This is a genomic window from Paenibacillus sp. USDA918EY, assembly GCF_009870825.1.
Classification (GTDB): domain Bacteria; phylum Bacillota; class Bacilli; order Paenibacillales; family Paenibacillaceae; genus Paenibacillus_AQ; species Paenibacillus_AQ albilobatus.
The window spans coordinates 11,756-30,528 of record NZ_WTWY01000007.1 but is presented as its reverse complement, the minus strand read 5'-3'; the positions used below and the strand labels follow the sequence as shown (position 1 = coordinate 30,528).

Below are 18,773 nucleotides of genomic sequence, written 5' to 3'. Positions count from 1 at the left end.
TTCTCATTTTTGTATTAATGTACTACTATCTTGGTACACTCTAACACCTATAGTTAAGTTCTTTCATGACAAGTCAGATGCTAACGGATGTTCTTAGTCGTATACATCAAGTCATAACAAAATACCGTTCCTTTCGTAAATGGTGTATCGTATTTCCAGTTTACCAAGAATTATAACAGACAAAGGAGCCGCCCGGGGTCATCTGACTTTTGGAACGGCTCCTTATTAATCATAGCAAGCGATGCACGCCTCGCAAATATAACATTATTCTTTCGGATGAATCATTTGCTCCGGACGCACGACGGCGTCAAACTGCTCTTCGGTGAGCAGGTTGCTCTTCAGGGCCGCTTCTTTCAGGGTCAGCCCTTCTTTATGTGCCAGTTTGGCAACCGCTGCGGCATTTTCGTAGCCGATATGCGGGTTCAGCGCCGTCACCAGCATCAGGGACTGGTTCAGGTTGCGATCGATCACGGCACGGTTCGGTTCGATGCCAACCGCGCAGTGGTCGTTGAAGGATACCATGGCATCGGCCAGCAAACGCGCCGACTGCAAGAAGTTATAGATGATAACCGGCTTAAACACGTTCAGCTCGAAATTGCCTTGGCTGGCGGCAAAACCGATCGCCGCATCGTTGCCCATCACCTGGCAGACGACCATCGTCATCGCTTCGCTTTGGGTCGGATTCACTTTGCCCGGCATGATGGAGCTTCCCGGTTCGTTGGCCGGAATGGTGAGTTCCCCGATGCCGCAGCGCGGACCGCTGGCCAGCCAGCGCACGTCGTTGGCGATTTTCATGAGATCGGCGGCAAGCGCTTTCAGCGCGCCGTGAACATACACGAGCTCGTCATGGCTGGTGAGGGCATGGAATTTGTTTGCGGCGGAGGTGAACGTTTTGCCCGTCAGCTTGCTGATGTTGGCCGCCGTCATGTCGCCGAATTTCGGATGCGCATTGATGCCCGTGCCGACCGCGGTTCCGCCGATGGCCAACTCACGCAGCGATTCGATGCTTGCGCGGATCATGCCTTCGCTTTTTTCCAGCATCCGGTGCCAGCCGCTGATTTCCTGTCCGAGCGTAAGCGGAGTGGCGTCCTGCAAATGCGTTCTGCCGATTTTGATAATATCCATATAAGCTTCGCTTTTCTCGCGGAACGTTTCCTTCAGCTTTGCGATCGCAGGGAGGACTTGATCCTCGACGGCGATCAGGGCCGCAATATGCATCGCGGTCGGAAACGTGTCGTTCGAGCTTTGCGATTTGTTGACGTCATCGTTCGGGTGCACGCGCTGCTCGCTGCCTTTTTCCTGCAGCATTTGGTTGGCGCGGTTCGCGATGACCTCATTGACGTTCATGTTGGACTGGGTGCCGCTTCCGGTTTGCCATACGGCCAGCGGGAAGTGTTCGTTCAGTTTGCCTTCGATCACCTCATCGGCCGCCGCGATGATGGCATCGGCTTTTTCGGCGTTCAGCTTTCCAAGCTCTTTATTGGCGAGAGCCGCGCTTTTTTTCAGGATCGCAAATTCGCGGATCAGCTCCAGCGGCATTTTCTCCGTACCGATTTTGAAATTTTCAAAGCTCCGCTGCGTTTGGGCTGCCCACAGCTTATCCGCGGGAACTTTAATTTCGCCGATGGTGTCTTTTTCGATTCTGAATTCCACTTGCATTTCCTCCTTCACCACTCGTGAGTTCATATTCGTTTCCAAGGCGCATTTCCAGGCCAACCCGGCCGAAAGAAACCGACCTGTCTCCATATGAAATATATCATAATCTTCCGCCTCATTGAAATCGAAAAAAAGAAAGTGCCGCGAAACGAAAAACAATTAAACATAGCGTTTACATTACTCCTCATTTCTTTTCATAGTTGCCCTCTATACTTGCTTCAAGAAGGACCGATATAAAGGAGGAATTGGGATGAGCAAAAAGAAACGCAGTATCGTACAAGCCGCTTTATGCCTGACGGCGGCAGCCAGTTTGGTGATTTCCGGGGGAGTCGTCCAAGCCAAAGGGAACGCCGCGACGCTCGCCAAAGCGAAAAACGTCATTTTGTTCGTCGGGGACGGCATGGGAGCGGCGCAGCGCGATGCCATCCGCCTGAACACGGTCGGGTTGAACGGCAAGCTGCAGATGGACGATATGCCTTATTCGGCGTTTTTGCGCACGCATTCCACGGTTGCGGTGACCGATTCGGCCGCTGCGGGAACGGCGATTGCCAGCGGCGTCAAAACGTATAACGGAGCGGTAGGCGTCGATGCCAACAAAAAACCGGTCAAAACGCTGCTGGAAGTGGCGAAAGGCCTCGGCAAATCCACGGGGTTGGTGACGACAAGCCAAATCACCGACGCCACGCCGGCCGCGTTTGGCGCCCATGTCGAAGACCGCTCGCAGCAAAGCAAAATCGCCAAGCAGTATCTGGATAACAGCAAAGTCGACGTGCTGCTGGGCGGGGGCGAAGATTTCTGGTACCCTGCAGGCAATCCCGGCAAATTCCCGGACCATCCGGCGGAGGATCCAAGCGAAGAAAGCAAAGGAACGGAAGGCAATCTCGTCGAGCATGCGAAAAAACTGGGTTACCAATATGTAACGAGCAAGGAAGAGCTGCAAAAAGCGAAAAACGGCAAAATTCTCGGCCTGTTCGCCAATGAAGAGATGTTCCAGCAAAAACCGGAAGGCGAAGGGGATGTGTACAACCCGGTCGTTTCGCTCAAGGATATGACGCAAAAAGCGCTTGATACGCTCTCCTCCAACAAAAAAGGCTTTTTCCTGATGGTTGAAGAGGAAGGAACCGATGAAATGGCGCATGAAAACAATGCGAAGCTGACGATCAAAGCCGGGCAGGAGCTGGACAAAGCGGTGGGCGTCGCCAAAGAATTCGCGAAAAAACATCCGGACACGCTCGTGCTGGTGCTGGCCGACCATGAAACAGGCGGCTTTTCGCTGGAGCCGGTCGACGACAAGGACGAATCCGGCGACGGCATTTCGAAAGAGGACGGACCGTTCAGCATCTTCGGGTCGAAAGAGCAGTTTTACGTCGATTGGACGACTTCCGGACATACCGGCGTGGACATCCCGTTGACGGCGATGGGAAGCGGCGCGGAGCTCTTTACGGGCGTTCACGAAAACACGTACGTGCATGACGCGATCCTGAAAGCCTGGGGCGTGAAAAAATAAAAAAATCTTTCGAAACACCAAAAAATCCGCTCTTTATTAAAAAGGGCGGATTTTTCGTTTCGTCTATTTCGCGGGTTTGGCTCTTTTGGCCTTCCGCGCCCGGCGAAGGAAAAAGGACAACACCAATGCGATAATGGCGATCCAGGTTGCGACGATAAAAGCGTCATTAATGCCTTCGATGGTCGCCTTTTCGGTCACGACGCCAATGACGCTTTGCAGTGCCAGCGCGTATCCCGTTTCTGTCGGAACCCCGGCGGAAGCGGCGATGCTTTGACTGACCTCGGCCAGGTTTTCGGTCATAAACGGATTGTTGGGCGTATACAGTTCCGCGGCCTGCTCAACGTGAATCGTCGTGCGGGTAGACATGACCGTCACGAGCAGCGCCGTTCCGATGGAACCCGCCACCTGCCGCATCGTATTGGACATGGCCGTGCCGTGGGCCCCAAGCCGGGGAGGAAGCTGGTTCAGGCCTTCGGTCTGCACCGACATCATGATCAGCGACATGCCGAAGCTGCGGATCGTGTACAGCAGCATCAGATGCGGAAAGGTGGTGTCCGAGGTCAGCTTGCTGAACTCGAACGTCATCAGCGCCGTAATAAGGAGGCCGAAGATCGCCAGCGGCCGCGCCCCGGTTTTGTCGAAAATGGCCCCGGAAATCGGCGACATGACGCCCATCAATAAAGCGCCCGGCAGAAGCAGAAGACCGGACTGAAGCGGAGTGAATCCGCGGATGTTTTGCAAATAGATCGGAAGCAAGAGCATCGCGCCGAACATGGCCATGTTGACCAACCCGCCGATAATGGTGGAAAACGTAAAGATATCATACTGAAACACCCGGAAATCAAGCATCGGAACTTTCATGTTGAGCTCGCGCACGACAAACAAAGCGATGAAGACGAGCCCGACGAACATGGAGCCAAGCACGATCGCGCTTGTCCAGCCCTTGTCCCCCGCCGAGCTGAAGCCGTAAAGCAGTACGCCGAAACCGAGCGTCGAGAAGACGACTCCCCAGAAATCGAACTTCGGCTTGGTGAGTTTGTTGACGTTCGTCAGCCACCGGAAAGCAAACAAAATGTCCAGCACCGCAAGCGGAATCACCATGATGAACAAAATGCGCCATGTGTAATGCTCGACGATCCACCCCGAAAGCGTCGGCCCGATCGCAGGGGCGAACATCATGGCGATCCCCATCGTACCCATCGCGGTTCCCCTTTTTTCCGGCGGAAAAACGGTCAAAAACACGTTCATGACGACAGGCATGATAATCCCGGCGCCGCTGGCCTGAATGATCCGCCCGATCAGCATAATGACAAACGTGTTGCTGATGGCGCATATGACTGCTCCGGCGGTAAACAGCCCCATCGCCGACATGAACAGGGCGCGTGTTCCGTACGATTCGATCAGAAACGCCGTAACCGGCACAAGCACGCCGTTGACGAGCATGTAAGCGGTGGAGAGCCACTGGACGGTCGTGGCCGAAACGTTGAACTCATTCATCAAGTGGGGGATGGCCACGTTCAGAAGCGTCTGGTTCAAAATGGAGACGAAAGCTCCCAGCAGCAGGACGGTGAGCGTTCGGCCCATATGAAATTCTCTAGCATTTGCCATGGCAGGCATGCCCCCTCGCTAAATGTGGATTCGGACCGTAGCGTTCATGCCGGGAACAAGCCCGAGACCTTTGTAGCCTTCGATCGTGATGACAATCGGAACGACTTGCGTCACTTTCGTGTAGTTGGCATTCGAGTTCGTCGTCGGGAACATCGAAAACGTCGAGGCGGTGGCCAGGCCGATTTGGTCGATTTTACCGGTCAGCGTCGTATCCGGAAATGCGTCGACATAGACGTCGACCGTTTGGCCGACCTTGATTTTGTCCAGCTTCGTTTCTTCGATATTGGCGCTGATCCACAAATTACTCAAATTGAACGCCCTTGCCAGCGTGGTGCCGGGAGCGACGTACGTATGGGGAATGGCATTTTGCTGTACGATCGTGGAGCTGACCGGAAACGTGATATCCATCCGGGTTCCTTGCGCCACGATGCTTCCCACCACTTCGCCCGTTTGGTAATTGTGTCCGACCTGCCCGTTCCAACTCGCAAGCCTTCCGGCCACCGGTGCATTAATGGAAATGGCTTGTCCGGTCACCTGCGCATTATCGGTTTTGACGTAATTCGACGTCTGATTGTAATAGTAGATTGCCGCACCGCCCAACGCGAGCACGATGATGACGACAAGGACATTGACGAGTAGCGCGCGAGAGTTCATACGTGTTAAGTCTCCTCCTAATCTTGGATAGCTAGTTGCAGCCAGATAAACAGAGCATCCCCGAATTGGGGAAGACGTATTCAGGCGTGTCGATTTTTGTAAGATTCGGCAACGCTTATGGATAAATCGGAGGGTAATGGAGATAAATAAGGCATCAAAGCTGGTTAAGGGGGATCATCCGCATGAAAATTTACGTGGTTTATGACAGCGAAAATGGACATACCGAAGCGCTCGCCCGTTCCGTGGCGGAAGGCGCACGCGAGGTTGACGGGGCGGAAACGGAGATCGCCCATGTCAACGACGCCGATATTTATAAACTTGAAGCAATGGATGCGATTATCTGGGGATGCCCGGGGCATTTCGGCACGATCAGTGCGGGCTTGAAAACATGGATCGACCGTCTGGGTTATTTATGGGCCCAGGGCAAACTTGTCGGAAAAGTCGGCGGCGTATTTTGCACGACCGCTACTGTTCACGGTGGCCTGGAGTCGACGTTGATCAATCTGATCACGCCGATGCTGCATAACGGCATGATTGTCGTCGGTCTTCCCGGCAACATTCCGGAAAATGCGTTGTACGGCTCCTATTATGGCGTCGGTGTCACATGTCCCGTGGAATTGTCCGACGAGGACCCCAAAAACCTGCCGAGCGAAAACGACCTCACCCTCGGGCGCGCTTTAGGCAGACGGGTGGCTGAAGTAACCAAACAACTGGTTGCATCGGCTTCAAGGTAAGGTGAGCGGGATATGGTCATTGCTTTTGTGGTGCTCGCCATTGTAGCGCTCGTTTTCCTTTTCGTGTACAACTCCCGTGCCGCCAAACGGTCCGGCAAACGTGCGGAAAAAAGGGAAGAGCCTGCAAAGCAAGAAACGCCAAAAACGCCTGAAGCTCCGCCCGCGACGTCCATTCAGGATCTTCCTCCGGCAGCCGAGCCCCCAGCCGCGGCCAAGCCCGAGCCGGTAAAGACGGTTGCGCCCCGGGCAGCAGACCGGACCGCGCTGACCGAAGCCGAATCGGAGGCGCACCGATCCGCAAGCGAAAGCGACCGTATTTACCGCGAGGCGCTGCGCAAATTTGCGGGTTATGCTCCGGAAGAGGTTCGGCAGTCGAAGGCGGAAACGAAACCCGATCCTAGCTCCGACGATGCCTACCGCGAAGCGCTGCGGGCCATGGCCCGCAAACAGAAGAAGGACTGATATCTGGATCCGAAAACCGTAAAAGCAGCAGCGGACGTCAAACCGCGGGCTGCTTTTTTAATGATATAAGCCTCTTTCGGGGGGATTTGCGTCGATGGGACATTGTGAAAGACTTCGCCAGATGGTATGTTAAAAAGGTACATATTGGGGGATTTTGCAAAGCCCTGATTACTGCGGATGTTCTTCGCGATTTCAGGCCAAGGAGGAAAACATGACTGCGGCATCGATTGTCCTTATATGCGCAATTGTCATCGTGCTGATCCTGTTCGGGGCCAGCATGTATTTTTATAACGTCGGAATCAGGCGCAGCCAAAAAGAATTTCTCGAGACGGATCCGGCGCTCGTCAAGGTGGACCATCCGTGGGAAATGGAAGAGGAATGGCTCGGCAACCAAGCGGTCGAGACCGTGCATATCCAAGGAGAGGACGGGCTTTCTCTAACGGGGTATTACATCCCGGCCCCTCTGCCGTCGAACCGGACGGCCATCGTGGTTCACGGCTATAACAGCCAAGGAAGGGAAATGGGCGCTTTCGCCAAGCTTTACAGCGAAATGGGTTTTCATGTACTGATGCCGGATAATCGGGGCCATGGGCAAAGCGGCGGGAATTACATCGGTTTCGGCTGGCATGACCGCAGGGATATCGTACAGTGGATTCATTTTATCCTGGAGCGGAGCGGCCCGGATGCGCAGATCATTTTGCATGGGGTTTCCATGGGCGGCGCGACGGTGTTGATGACCAGCGGCGAGCAGCTGCCGGATCAGGTGAAATGCATCGTTTCGGACTGCGCGTATACCTCGGTTAAGGATATTTTGACGTACCAATTGAAGCAGATGTACAAGCTGCCGCCGTTTCCGCTGCTGCCGGTGACGAGCTTGGTGTGCAAACTGCGTGCGGGATATTTTTTCGGCGAAGGTTCGGCTTTAAAACAGGTTGCCCGGACGCGCCTTCCGATTTTGTTTATCCACGGCGACAGGGATGCATTTGTTCCTTTCCCTATGGTACATCGTCTGGCGGCGGCAGCGGGAGGGGAGAAAGACTTGTATGTCGTGCCTACTGCGGCCCATGCCAACGCCTATTTTGTGAACAAAAAAGAGTATGCGCAGCGGATCGCCCGTTTTGTAAACCGCTATTTGTCCCCTTTGCCGGAACCGGCTAAAAGCGAGCCGGTCGTGTAAACAACCTAGGACTCGGTCCGCATAGAAAAAGAGCCCCTGAGCCGCATGGACATGGACGTCCGGCGCGGTTCGGGGGCTTTTAAGGTTCAATGACGTTATTTGGTTTCGATGATGAGCGGAACAAGCTTTTGTTTATTGACGTCAACCAATCCCAGGTCCGTAATTTTTGCCGCCGGGATGACCGGGAGGGTCGCGACGATCATACGGTGGATCGGATTTTTGCCCGGCATCATGCCGCCCTGGATGGTATCGATAAATTCCTTGATTTTCGTCGCGAACGTATCGGCTTCTTCGAGGCTCATGAGTCCTGCGAGCGGGAGCGGAAGGAACGCGACGATTTCGCCGTTTTTGACGGCGATCATGCCGCCGTGGCGTTTGCGGAGCTCGTTGGCCGCCATGACCATGTCGTCCGTATGGACGCCAAGCACCGCCAAATGATGGCTGTCATGCGCGACCGTCGTCGCTACCGCGCCTTCGATAATGCCGAAGCCTGCAAGCAGCCCGAGCGCCTTGTTGTTGTTCAAGCCGTGGCGATGCCACACAGCGACACGGTTCAGCGGTCCTTTGTGCCCCTCGTAGGCTTCGGGGACGAGCTGCCCGTCTTTCACCGGCAGCACGGTTTCGATGAAACCGGTGGGAAGGCCTGGCGCAAAATCGTATTCAATGACGCGTACGCGCGCTTCGGTCGCGTTCGCATCTTCGACCTCAAGGCGCAAATCCTCGGCATGGATTTCCGGCAGATGCACGGTTTGCAAATACTCCTGCGGCGGCTGCACATGCTGCTGACGCTTGATCAGCTTGCCTTCCTTGACGATGTTTTCGCCCCCGATGAAAACATCGGACACGTTCATCGTTTCGAGCGCGTCGACAAGCACGATGTCGGCAAGGCGTCCCGGAGCGATGGCTCCGACATCTTTGCGGTTCAAGCGGTTCGCGGCGTTCAGCGTCGCATAACGGATCGCGTCGACGGCCGGAATGCCTTCTTCGATCGCCCGGACGACGACATGGTTGATATGGCCCCGTTCGACCAGATCGGAGGCAAGCACGTCGTCGGTGCAAAGCGTGACGTTCGGCAGATAACCTTTGCCGACGATCGCTTTGGCCACTTCGGCCATGTTCAGCGAAAAGGAGCTCTCGCGGATGTCCACGATCATGCCGGCGCGAAGCTTGGCGATCGCTTCTTCCATCGTGCGGCATTCGTGGTCGGAGTCCGGTCCGGCAACGAGGTATGCCGAAAGCTCCCGGCCGACGACCGTCGGCGCGTGGCCTTGCGGAATTTTGCCGGCGCGTTCGTTCGCTTCGAGGATGCCCATCATGCGCGGATCCTCATGAATGACGCCGTGATAGTTCATGACTTCGGCGACGCCGTCAATGCCGTCCCAGGTCAGCATCCGTTCGATGACTTCAGGGGTGAAATCGGCTCCGGCCGTTTCCACGGACGGAGCGGACGGCACGCAGGAAGGCGCCAGCGTCATGACGCGCAAATCCAGCACTTTGCTGGCTTCGACCATGTAACGCACGCCTTCCTCGCCAAGGACGTTGCCGATTTCATGCGGGTCGGTGACGATCAGGGTCGTTCCGTGCGGCAGGACGGCTTCGGCGTAGTGAGCGGGCGTCAGCATGCTGCTTTCGATGTGCAGATGCGTATCGATCAGGCCGGGAACGGCGAACTTGCCTTGGCCGTCAATCGTTTGGACGGCTTCAAGCTCCGTTTCGCCCGGCGCGGTCACGTGAACGACGGTGCCGTCCACGATGCCGATGGCCGCCGGATAAATTTCCCCGGTAAAGACGTTGACCAACCGAATGTTGTTGATTGCCAAATCCAGTGGATGATCGCCGCGCGCTGCGGCTATAAGTTTGCGGTTCATGCTGAATCGATCTCCTTATCCCAGATTATTTAAGCCAGAGGTAGTAAATGAGCGGTATGCACAAAATCCAGAGTCCGATGTGGATATCGCGGAATTTGCCCATAAATACTTTAATGACGACGTAAGACAAAATGCCGAATACGATCCCGTTCGCCAAGCTGAACGTAAGTCCTGCAGAAATGACCGTAAGCAGCGCGGGAAGGGTTTCTTCCAATTCGTCCATATTGATGTTTTTCAGTGTCGCGAGCATGGACAAGCCGATAACGATCAGCGCCGGAGCCGTTGCCGCGCTAGGGATGAGCAGAATGAGCGGCGTGACGAACAAAGCGAGCAGGAACACGATCCCCGTCGTTACGGCCGTCAAACCCGTGCGTCCGCCGGCTTCAACGCCGCTTGCGGATTCAATGTAGGTCGTAATGGTCGTTTGTCCGAGCAGGGAACCACCGACCGTGGCGATGCCGTCGACGATAAACGGCTTTTTGATGTCCGGAAGATTGCCTTCTTTATCGAGCAAATTCGCTTTGGCGCCAACGCCAAGCACCGTACCCATGGTGGAGAAAAACTCCCCTGTAAAGAAGGTAAACATAAGCGGGAAAAACGCCAGCTTCAAAGCCCCCGGAATATCGACCTGAAAGATGATCGAGGACGGATCCGGCGGCAGGGAGAATAAGTCTCCGAAGGAATGCGGAAGCTTCGTAATGCCCATCGGGATCCCGATGATGGACGTAATGATGATCCCGATGAACACCGCCGCTTTCAATTTGCGCGCCATCAGGCCGATGATGATGACCAGCCCGATCAAGGAAAGCAGCACGGTTGGCGAATGCAAGCTGCCGAGGGTGAGCGTTCCGGTTTTATTTTGTACGATGATGCCTGCATTGGCAAAGCCGGTGCCGATGATAAACAGGCCGACGGCGGCGCCAATGGCGTGCTTAATATTTTTAGGAATGATGCGTGATATCGTTTCGCGCAGCCCAAGGAAGGTCAGAAGCAGGAAAACCACGCCCGAGATGAACACCATCCCGAGTCCCTGCTGCCATGTCGCCAATCCTGCGGCCACGATGCTGTAAGCAAAAAACACGTTTCCGCCCATGCCGGGCGCGACGCCAAACGGCCGTTTGGCATACAGACCCATGATAATGCTGAAAAGGCCGGATGCAATCAGCACCGTAACCATGACGGCCCCTTGATCCATGCCTGCGGCTTTCATCAGGTCCGGTTGAACGACGATGATGTATGCCATCGTAACGAATGTGGTGAGGCCGGCAAGAATCTCGGTTTTAACATTCGTCTTATAGTGGCTGAGCTTAAAGAAGCGATCTAACCAAGATAATTTCGTGGTGTTCATGATTGCTGAAGGACTCCTTTGTCTTGTTGTGTTTTCGTTTCTTCTGCCTTGTAACTATACCATGTGCATTTCGGACGCGTCAAAGGAAAAAGCGAACTTTGTTCAATATCATAGTCATTAATGTTCGTATTTACAGATTAATTGGATCCGATGAGACAAGAAAATAGCGGACTTAACCGATGCATAGAAATTTTCCCGCGGCAGTGATATGGTGTATAGATGTGAGGAAGAGTATGCAATAAACCGTTTTTCGGACCGGATTTTTGCAGGAGGCTTCCGACGACCTCAAGATGGGAGCAAAGGAACATATGGAGACGACAGAACAACTTATCGAGTGGCTCAGCCGTTATGGAGCGGATGAAGACGGCGGGGTTACGCGCCTTTTATATACGCGTTCCTGGAAGGAAGCGCAGGAGGCGCTGGCGGACAAGATGAAGTCGCTTGGCTTGCAGCCGGCTTTTGACGATGCCGGAAATCTGTTTGGACGTTTGCAGGGGACGGATCCGGAGTCGCCTTGCATTTTAACCGGTTCGCATGTGGATACGGTGCAGCGCGGAGGTAAATACGACGGCGCGTACGGGATCGTGGCGGGCCTTGCGGCGCTTTCCCGACTTCGCGATCGATACGGCGCTCCCAGGAAAACGATTGAAGTGGCGGCTTTTTGCGAGGAGGAAGGAAGCCGTTTCCCTTATAACTATTGGGGATCGACCTTTATGACGGGCGCTGCGGATTACAAGGACATTGAACATGCGCACGACCGGCGGGGAGTTCCCTTCATGCAGGCGATGAGGGAATCGGGCTTTGGTCCTGGCAGCCAAGGACGGGGACCGCGCAAGGATATCGATACCTTTATCGAGCTGCATATCGAACAGGGGGCGATTTTGGAGCGGGAAGGGAAAACGATCGGCATCGTCGAGCAAATCGTCGGTTTGCAGCGTTATACCGTCCGCGTCAAAGGGGAGGCAAACCACGCCGGGACGACGCCGATGTCATACCGCAGGGATGCGATGCGGGCGGCAAGCGAAATGGTGGCTGCGGTCATGGACAGCGCCGATGAGATCGGGGCTCCGCTTGTCGCTACGGTCGGACAAATGGAGCTGATCCCCGGCACGCCAAACGTCATCCCCGGGGAAGTCATTTTTACCATCGACGTCCGCCATCCCGACGGCCTCCGGCTGGAAGAAGCTTGTGCCCGCATGATCAAGCTGCTGCGTTCGATTGCCGAGCGGCGGGACGCAACTATCGAGGTCGAACGCTGGATGAATACGGCGCCGGTTGACATGGATGCGGAGCTGACAGGCGCCATCGAGCGCTTATGCCAAATGCGGAACTTCAGTTACCGCCGGATGCCGAGCGGAGCGGGCCATGACGCGCAAATATTGGCCGCATGCTGCCGCACGGCGATGATTTTTGTGCCGAGCCGAAACGGCGTCAGCCATTCGCCTTTGGAATATACGAAACCCGAGCATTTGGAGGCAGGCGTGCAGGTGCTCATGGATTTGCTATACCAGCTTGCCTATGAAGCTTAAAAACAAACGAGCCTCGCTCCGACTAAAGGGTCAGAAGCGGGGCTTGCTGCTTTTTTACAGGCTCATTTAAGCGGCTGCTGGTTCACGTAGCTGTCGGACAGCTTCAGCAGCTTGAGCGCGCGGTCGTATTCGCTTTTGGTGGTGCCTTTGCCGATCGAATCCCTTCCGCTCAGTGGGTACTGGGTTCCGTCCTCGTAGCCGCTGCCGGACATGAACATGGCGTTGTCGTTCAGGAACGAGCCGGACGGCAGGTAATACCGTTCAGGCAGCAGATTGTACGTCTGATTGAGCAAATCCTGGCCAAAATGGATGTGGTCCTTCATGGAAATGCCGAGCAGGTTCGCCACCGTCGGCATAATATCGGTTTGCCCGCCGACCTCCTCGCGGATTTGCTCGTGCGAAACGCCGCTGCCGGCAATGATGAGCGGTATGTTCAGCATGTCGGTGTACGAATATTCATGACCGTAAATTTCCTTCATCAGCGCTTTGTCGTCATGGTCGAGAGAATAAATCGGCAGTCCCATATGATCGCCGTAAATGACGATCAGGCTGTCGTCCCACAGTCCTTTTTGCTTCAAATCGTCAATGAAGAGCCCCAATGCGTAATCGGCATAGTTTTGGGCGCGGATGTAATCCCCGACAAAGGTTCCCTGATAGCGTTCAGGAAGCTCCATCTTGTACTTGTTGGCCGGAATGGTAAACGGATGATGCGCCGACATCGAAATGATCTGGGCGTAAAACGGTTTGTCTTCCCGGTCCAATGCTTGCAGCTTTTCGGCCGACTTCGCGTACAGCACCTCGTCCGATGCGCCGAAAAATACCATGTCCTCTTCGCCGAAGAAGGACTGATCGTAATAATGCTGGAAGCCAAGCGAAGAATAAAGCTCGCCGCGGTTCCAGAAGTGGACCTGGTTCGTGTGCAGCGTAAGCGTGTTATATCCGTTTTCCCCCAGCAAACGCGGCAGGCTTGGCAGTTTTTTATCCACATATTTCTGCGTGGCCGCGCCGTCCGGCGGGACGTAAAAGGACGTATTCACGACGAATTCGGCGTCCGACGTATTTCCTTGCCCCACCTGCTGGTTGAAATTCGAAAAATACAGCTGCTCATTGGCAAGCTTGTTCATGTTCGGCGTAATTTCTTTGCCGTCGATTTTCAGGTTGATCAGGAAGTTCTGGAACGATTCGAGCTGGATGATGATCAGGTTTTTCCCTTTGGCGTTTCCGAAAAATTTGGGGTGTTCCGGAACCTTGATCCCTTTCAGCTTATCGATGGCCGCCTGGTTGATGTTTTTCAGCGGAACAAGCGGTTCCTTTTTCTGCGATAAAATCGTGAAAGCTTCGTAGTTTAGAATGCCCATTTGCTGGGCTTTTTTGATTTCGTTCATGCTGGCCCGGTTCGGCCAAATGTTAAACAGGCAGACGACAAGGCACAAAATGAAGACGACGGATACGACGCCTTTTTTCGTCTTGCGTTTGATGCTGATTCTCCATTCCTTCACCTTGCGGCTTTTCAGCAGGAGCACGATCAGCACGATAATGTCGGCAAACACAAGCAAGTAATACGGGTCCATGAGCGAGAAAACGCTGCTTTTGACCTCGGTTACCTGATTGACCTGCGCCAGGGCATGGTACGTGACGATAACGCCGTAATATTTGAAATACATGATGACCGCGAAAAAAATACCGGTTAGGATGATGTTCACGATCGTATAGGCCATCAGCTTGCGTTTGGAGGCGCACCATTCAATCAGGCTAAATACGAGCCAGATGAAAGGAAGCTCTGTGATCAGCACCCTCCAGGGGAGCCAGTCGCCAAACGTTACGGCCCAGGCAAGGTATCCTTTTAACAGCAAGAGGACGGTAAAGATCGCAAACGGTTTTTTTAGTACTTGGGCAATGGATTCACGTGACACGATACGACTTCCCTCCGTTAAAAAACAATCAGCCGCCCGCGAACGGGCAGCGAAGCAGGCAATCCATCGGAAATTTTCGGAGCTTTCATGAGTCGGGAGCTTGCAAAATCCGGATCATAATAAAAATATTATGCCCCTCGCAGGAACAGAAGTCAAAACCCAGGACAATTGATTTCAGGGGAAAAAAGCGGTAAATGAGCCGTTCAATCGCCAATAACAAAAGCATCCGGACCCGGGAAGAAAATTATTTACCGCAGGGGCAAATTTCTTCCGGAACCGGATGCTTTTGACCATAAACGTATAATACCGGGATTAGATGACGCCTTGCGCGATCATCGCGTCAGCCACTTTCACGAAGCCGGCAATGTTCGCGCCGACGACGAGGTTGCCCGGATAGCCGTATTGCTCGGCCGCTTGGGCGCTGTTGTTGTAAATGTTGATCATGATTTGATGCAGCTTCTCGTCCACCTCTTCGAAAGTCCAAGATGTGCGGATGCTGTTTTGGGACATTTCCAGCGCGGATACCGCTACGCCGCCGGCGTTGGCCGCTTTGGCTGGCCCGAACAGAACGCCGTTCTCAAGGAATACGTCGATAGCGGCCAGCGTCGAAGGCATGTTTGCGCCTTCCGCTACGGCTTTCACGCCGTTTGCAATAAGCAGCTTCGCCGCATTTTCGTCGATTTCGTTTTGCGTCGCGCAAGGGAGGGCGATGTCGCAAGGGATGGTCCAGATGTCCGAACAGCCTTCGAAGTATTTTGCGCCCGGATGCAGCTTCACGTATTCGCTGATCCGTTTTCTTTCAACTTCCTTCAGCTGTTTTACCGTTTCGAAATCAATGCCTTCCGGATCGTACACGTAACCGCCGGAATCGCTGCAGGCCACGACTTTGGCGCCGAATTGATTCGCTTTTTGGATCGCGTAAATTGCCACGTTGCCGGAGCCGGACACGACGACCGTTTTGCCTTCCAGGCTGTCGCCTTGCGCTTTCAGCATTTCGTTGACGAAATATACCGTGCCGTAACCCGTCGCTTCGGGACGAGCCAAGCTTCCGCCGTAAGTGATGCCTTTTCCTGTCAGGACGCCGGCTTCGTTGCCGCTGCGAATGCGCTTGTATTGGCCGAACAAAAATCCGATCTCCCGGGCGCCTACGCCGATATCGCCGGCAGGAACGTCAACGTCGGATCCGATGTATTTGTACAGCTCGGTCATGAAGCTTTGGGTAAAGCGCATGACTTCCGCATCCGATTTGCCTTTCGGGTCAAAGTCCGAACCGCCTTTGCCGCCGCCGATCGGCTGGCCTGTCAGGGAGTTTTTCAAAATTTGTTCGAAACCGAGAAATTTGATGATACTGGAGTTTACAGAGGGGTGAAAGCGAAGTCCGCCCTTGTAAGGGCCAATTGCGCTGTTGAATTGAACGCGGTAACCGCGGTTGACGCGCACGATTCCTTGATCGTCTACCCAAGGTACGCGGAAGGTGATGAGTCTTTCAGGCTCTACGAGTCTTTCCAGAATGCCGTTTTCCATGTATTTGGGCTCTTTGGCAAGCACCGGAACAAGCGAATCGAGGATTTCCTTTACGGCCTGATGGAATTCGCTTTCATTCGGGTTCCTTTTACACACCGTTTCGAAGACTTCATTGACATACGTTTTGGCTTTTTTTTCCGCAGGCAATTCTACATGCAAAAATGTCATTGGCTTCTCTCCTTATCCTGGATTCAAAATTACAGAATGCTGAAGCATTAAGAAGCTTGCTTAAGGCTTACGCATTCGGTAAGCATGAATCTGTATTTAAACAAGAATTATACACGAGAGTGTCGGAAATCTTCAACCCTTTAATACTTTAAACAGGCAATATTTTTTTTGCGTTCCGAAACATTTCAGACAATATTTTGGAATGGGAAACCTTTTTCTGGAAATATGAGGTGGGTCCGGTGTAAGCGATGTGGTATGATATTAAAAACAGAAGGGGAACGGGTGATCCCATTGACTGGCGTAGAAGAACAAACAAATATCGTCCATATTTCGGTGAGGCCGCTCGTGGAATATGTATTCAGCGGCGGTAGCATTGATTCCGGCTTCCGGACCGCGTCGGCGATGCACGAAGGCACACGGATTCACCAGCAGGTGCAGCGCATGTACCGGGAAGGGGATCAAAAGGAAGTATACCTCAAAACCGAGATTCCGTTTGACGGAATTATATACCATATTGAAGGAAGATGCGACGGTTTGATCGAAACGGACGAGGGTCTGACCATCGACGAAATCAAATCGGTCTCGTCCGGTTTGGACACGCTGGAGGGCGGAAGGACCGTCCATTGGGCGCAGGCGGAAACATACGCTTATATCGTGGCGAAGGATCACGGGCTTGCGAGCATCGGCGTTCAGCTGACGTACGTGGACGCGAAAACAGGCGAAGAACGGCGGTTCAAACGCGTCCGCACGATCGCCGAGCTGACGGATTTTATCACGGATGTCATTCGGCGCTATGCTCCTTATGCAGTCCTGCGAATGAACAATGTTCGGCGCAGGGATGAAAGCATCCGGGCTTTGCCGTTTCCTTTTCCCGTCTACCGCGAAGGGCAAAGAAAGCTGGCCGGTTCGGTCTATGGAGCGATTTTGGAGAAAAGAAAGCTGCTGGCCAAGGCGCCGACCGGCACCGGCAAAACGATGTCGACCCTTTTTCCGTCCGTAAAGGCGATCGGAGAAGGGCTGCTTGGGCAAATCTTTTACCTGACGGCGCGCACCATTACCCGGACGGCAGCGGAACAGGCGTTAGAACTGATGCAGGAGAAGGGGCTTCGCCTTCAGGCTGTGACGATTACCGCCAAGGAAAAGATCTGCTTTCAGGAGGAGACCGTATGTACGAAGGAAGCCTGTCCTTATGCGGATGGGTATTACGACCGGATTAACGACGCCGTGCTCGACATCCTCGAAAGCGAAACGATCATGACGCGTCAGGTGCTGGAGCGTTACGCCCGGAAACACCGGGTCTGCCCGTTCGAGTTTTCGCTCGACACGGCTTATGCGGTCGATGCCGTCATTTGCGACTACAATTACGTGTTTGATCCGCGCGTGTCCTTGAAAAGACTGCCGGAGGAGCAAAAGAGACGGACGGTCCTGCTCGTGGACGAAGCCCATAACCTGGTGGACCGGGGGCGGGAGATGTTTTCGGCCGGGATCGAAAAAGCCGGTTTTCTGCAGATCAAACGGGATTATAAGCAGCAAAACCGGGCCGTTTCCCAGGCTGCGGACGCCGTCAACAAATATTTTATCGAGCTGAAGAAGGCTTGCGGCGAAGAGCGGACCCTTGTATCGCAGGAGGCTCCCGGGGAATTGGCAAGTCTGCTCGAGGTTTTTGCGGCCGAGGCGGAGCGTGAATTGGCCGCGGGCTCGGGGGAGCACCAGCTTTTGCTTGACGTTTATTTTGCCGCCCAAAATTTTATCCGCACGTCCAAGCTGTACGACGAACGCTACGTTACTTACGCGGAGGTTCTGCGCGGCGACGTCATGATCCGCATGTTTTGCCTGGACCCGTCCCATCTGCTGGCGCAGGCGGAAAAAGGATATCGTTCGACGGTGTTTTTTTCGGCGACGTTGACCCCGCTTTCCTATTACCGGGACATGCTTGGGGCGGACGCGGACGATTATGCCGTATCCATCCCCTCCCCGTTCAAGAGGGAGCAGCTTGAAGTTCAGATCCATCCGCTGTCCACCCGGTACCGGGATCGGGAACGGACGCGCGAGGCGCTGGCGGATTTGCTGCATGGGCTGGTTTCCGGAAAACGCGGCAATTACATGGCCTTTTTCCCTTCCTATCAATATTTGCAAAGCGTGTACGAGGTTTTCGCGGCAAAATACCCGGAAGTCCGGACGATCGTGCAGGGTCCCGGCATGGCCGAGGAGGAACGCGAGCGATTCCTTTCCGCTTTTCAGGCGGACAATACGGAGACGCTGGCCGGATTCGCCGTCCTTGGCGGCATTTTCTCGGAGGGCATCGACCTTCAGGGAGACCGCTTGATCGGCGTGGCCGTCGTCGGCGTCGGGCTGCCCCAGCTTGGGCTGGAACGGAACCTGATCCGCGACCATTTTAACCGCGAAGGCAAAAGCGGCTACGATTACGCTTACGTTTTGCCCGGAATGAACAAGGTGCTTCAGGCCGGCGGCCGATTGATTCGCTCGGAGCAGGATACCGGCGTATTGATGCTGATCGACGACCGTTTTACGCATCCGCATTACCGGGCGCTGCTGCCGGAGGAATGGAGGTCTTGAGCGGAAACGATGAAGGGTGATAGTCAGCCCTTCCGGCGTCCTGTATGA

Annotated in this window: 13 protein-coding genes; 6 read left to right on the top strand and 7 right to left on the bottom strand. The window is 54.3% G+C overall.

Going from position 1 to position 18,773, the window contains the following annotated elements; all coding sequences use genetic code 11:
* Positions 1 to 264: 264 nt before the first annotated feature.
* On the bottom strand, positions 265 to 1,653 hold the full coding sequence (fumC, locus tag GQY55_RS15845) for a class II fumarate hydratase (protein ID WP_160042849.1): 1,389 nt from the start codon (positions 1,651 to 1,653) through the stop codon (positions 265 to 267).
* 253 nt (positions 1,654 to 1,906) lie between these two features.
* Between fumC and GQY55_RS15840 the strand changes: the two genes are divergently transcribed.
* Positions 1,907 to 3,163: an alkaline phosphatase gene (locus GQY55_RS15840; RefSeq protein ID WP_160042848.1), complete on the top strand. Its 1,257-nt coding sequence runs from the start codon at positions 1,907 to 1,909 to the stop codon at positions 3,161 to 3,163.
* A gap of 63 nt (positions 3,164 to 3,226) precedes the next feature.
* Here the strand turns inward: GQY55_RS15840 and GQY55_RS15835 are convergent, their stop codons facing one another.
* Both GQY55_RS15835 and GQY55_RS15830 read right to left on the bottom strand, forming a co-directional pair.
* Entirely contained in the window at positions 3,227 to 4,771 is a 1,545-nt protein-coding gene (locus tag GQY55_RS15835) for a DHA2 family efflux MFS transporter permease subunit (protein WP_236575650.1), read from the bottom strand.
* 18 nt (positions 4,772 to 4,789) lie between these two features.
* Entirely contained in the window at positions 4,790 to 5,425 is a 636-nt protein-coding gene (locus GQY55_RS15830) for an HlyD family secretion protein (RefSeq protein ID WP_160042847.1), read from the bottom strand.
* A gap of 182 nt (positions 5,426 to 5,607) precedes the next feature.
* On the opposite strand from GQY55_RS15830, the gene GQY55_RS15825 reads away from it, so the two are divergent.
* From GQY55_RS15825 to GQY55_RS15815, 3 genes are all read left to right on the top strand, one after another.
* Entirely contained in the window at positions 5,608 to 6,159 is a 552-nt protein-coding gene (locus tag GQY55_RS15825; protein ID WP_160042846.1) for an NAD(P)H-dependent oxidoreductase, read from the top strand.
* 12 nt (positions 6,160 to 6,171) lie between these two features.
* Positions 6,172 to 6,621 carry a hypothetical protein gene (locus tag GQY55_RS15820; RefSeq protein ID WP_160042845.1) on the top strand — a complete coding sequence of 150 codons (450 nt, stop codon included), beginning with the start codon at positions 6,172 to 6,174 and terminating at the stop codon, positions 6,619 to 6,621.
* 211 nt (positions 6,622 to 6,832) lie between these two features.
* Positions 6,833 to 7,798 (top strand): alpha/beta hydrolase, encoded by a 966-nt coding sequence (locus GQY55_RS15815; RefSeq protein WP_160042844.1) that lies wholly within the window; start codon positions 6,833 to 6,835, stop codon positions 7,796 to 7,798.
* 95 nt (positions 7,799 to 7,893) lie between these two features.
* Here GQY55_RS15815 and ade read toward each other — a convergent pair whose 3' ends face one another.
* Together ade and GQY55_RS15805 are read right to left on the bottom strand one after the other, a co-directional pair.
* The gene (gene ade / locus GQY55_RS15810) at positions 7,894 to 9,666 is read right to left on the bottom strand and encodes an adenine deaminase (RefSeq protein ID WP_160042843.1); all 1,773 of its coding nucleotides are present in this window, start codon (positions 9,664 to 9,666) and stop codon (positions 7,894 to 7,896) included.
* Between the two features lie 25 nt (positions 9,667 to 9,691).
* Positions 9,692 to 11,014, bottom strand: a complete 1,323-nt coding sequence (locus GQY55_RS15805; RefSeq protein ID WP_160042842.1) for an NCS2 family permease — start codon at positions 11,012 to 11,014, stop codon at positions 9,692 to 9,694.
* 308 nt (positions 11,015 to 11,322) lie between these two features.
* Here GQY55_RS15805 and allC point away from each other — a divergent pair, with 308 nt between their 5' ends.
* Positions 11,323 to 12,543 (top strand): allantoate deiminase, encoded by a 1,221-nt coding sequence (gene allC / locus GQY55_RS15800; protein ID WP_236575649.1) that lies wholly within the window; start codon positions 11,323 to 11,325, stop codon positions 12,541 to 12,543.
* A 62-nt stretch (positions 12,544 to 12,605) separates the two neighbouring features.
* Here allC and GQY55_RS15795 read toward each other — a convergent pair whose 3' ends face one another.
* On the bottom strand, positions 12,606 to 14,459 hold the full coding sequence (locus tag GQY55_RS15795) for an LTA synthase family protein (protein WP_160043084.1): 1,854 nt from the start codon (positions 14,457 to 14,459) through the stop codon (positions 12,606 to 12,608).
* Between the two features lie 309 nt (positions 14,460 to 14,768).
* Entirely contained in the window at positions 14,769 to 16,148 is a 1,380-nt protein-coding gene (gdhA, locus tag GQY55_RS15790; RefSeq protein ID WP_160042840.1) for an NADP-specific glutamate dehydrogenase, read from the bottom strand.
* Between the two features lie 282 nt (positions 16,149 to 16,430).
* On the opposite strand from gdhA, the gene GQY55_RS15785 reads away from it, so the two are divergent.
* On the top strand, positions 16,431 to 18,725 hold the full coding sequence (locus tag GQY55_RS15785; protein WP_236575648.1) for an ATP-dependent DNA helicase: 2,295 nt from the start codon (positions 16,431 to 16,433) through the stop codon (positions 18,723 to 18,725).
* The last annotated feature ends 48 nt before the right edge of the window (positions 18,726 to 18,773 follow it).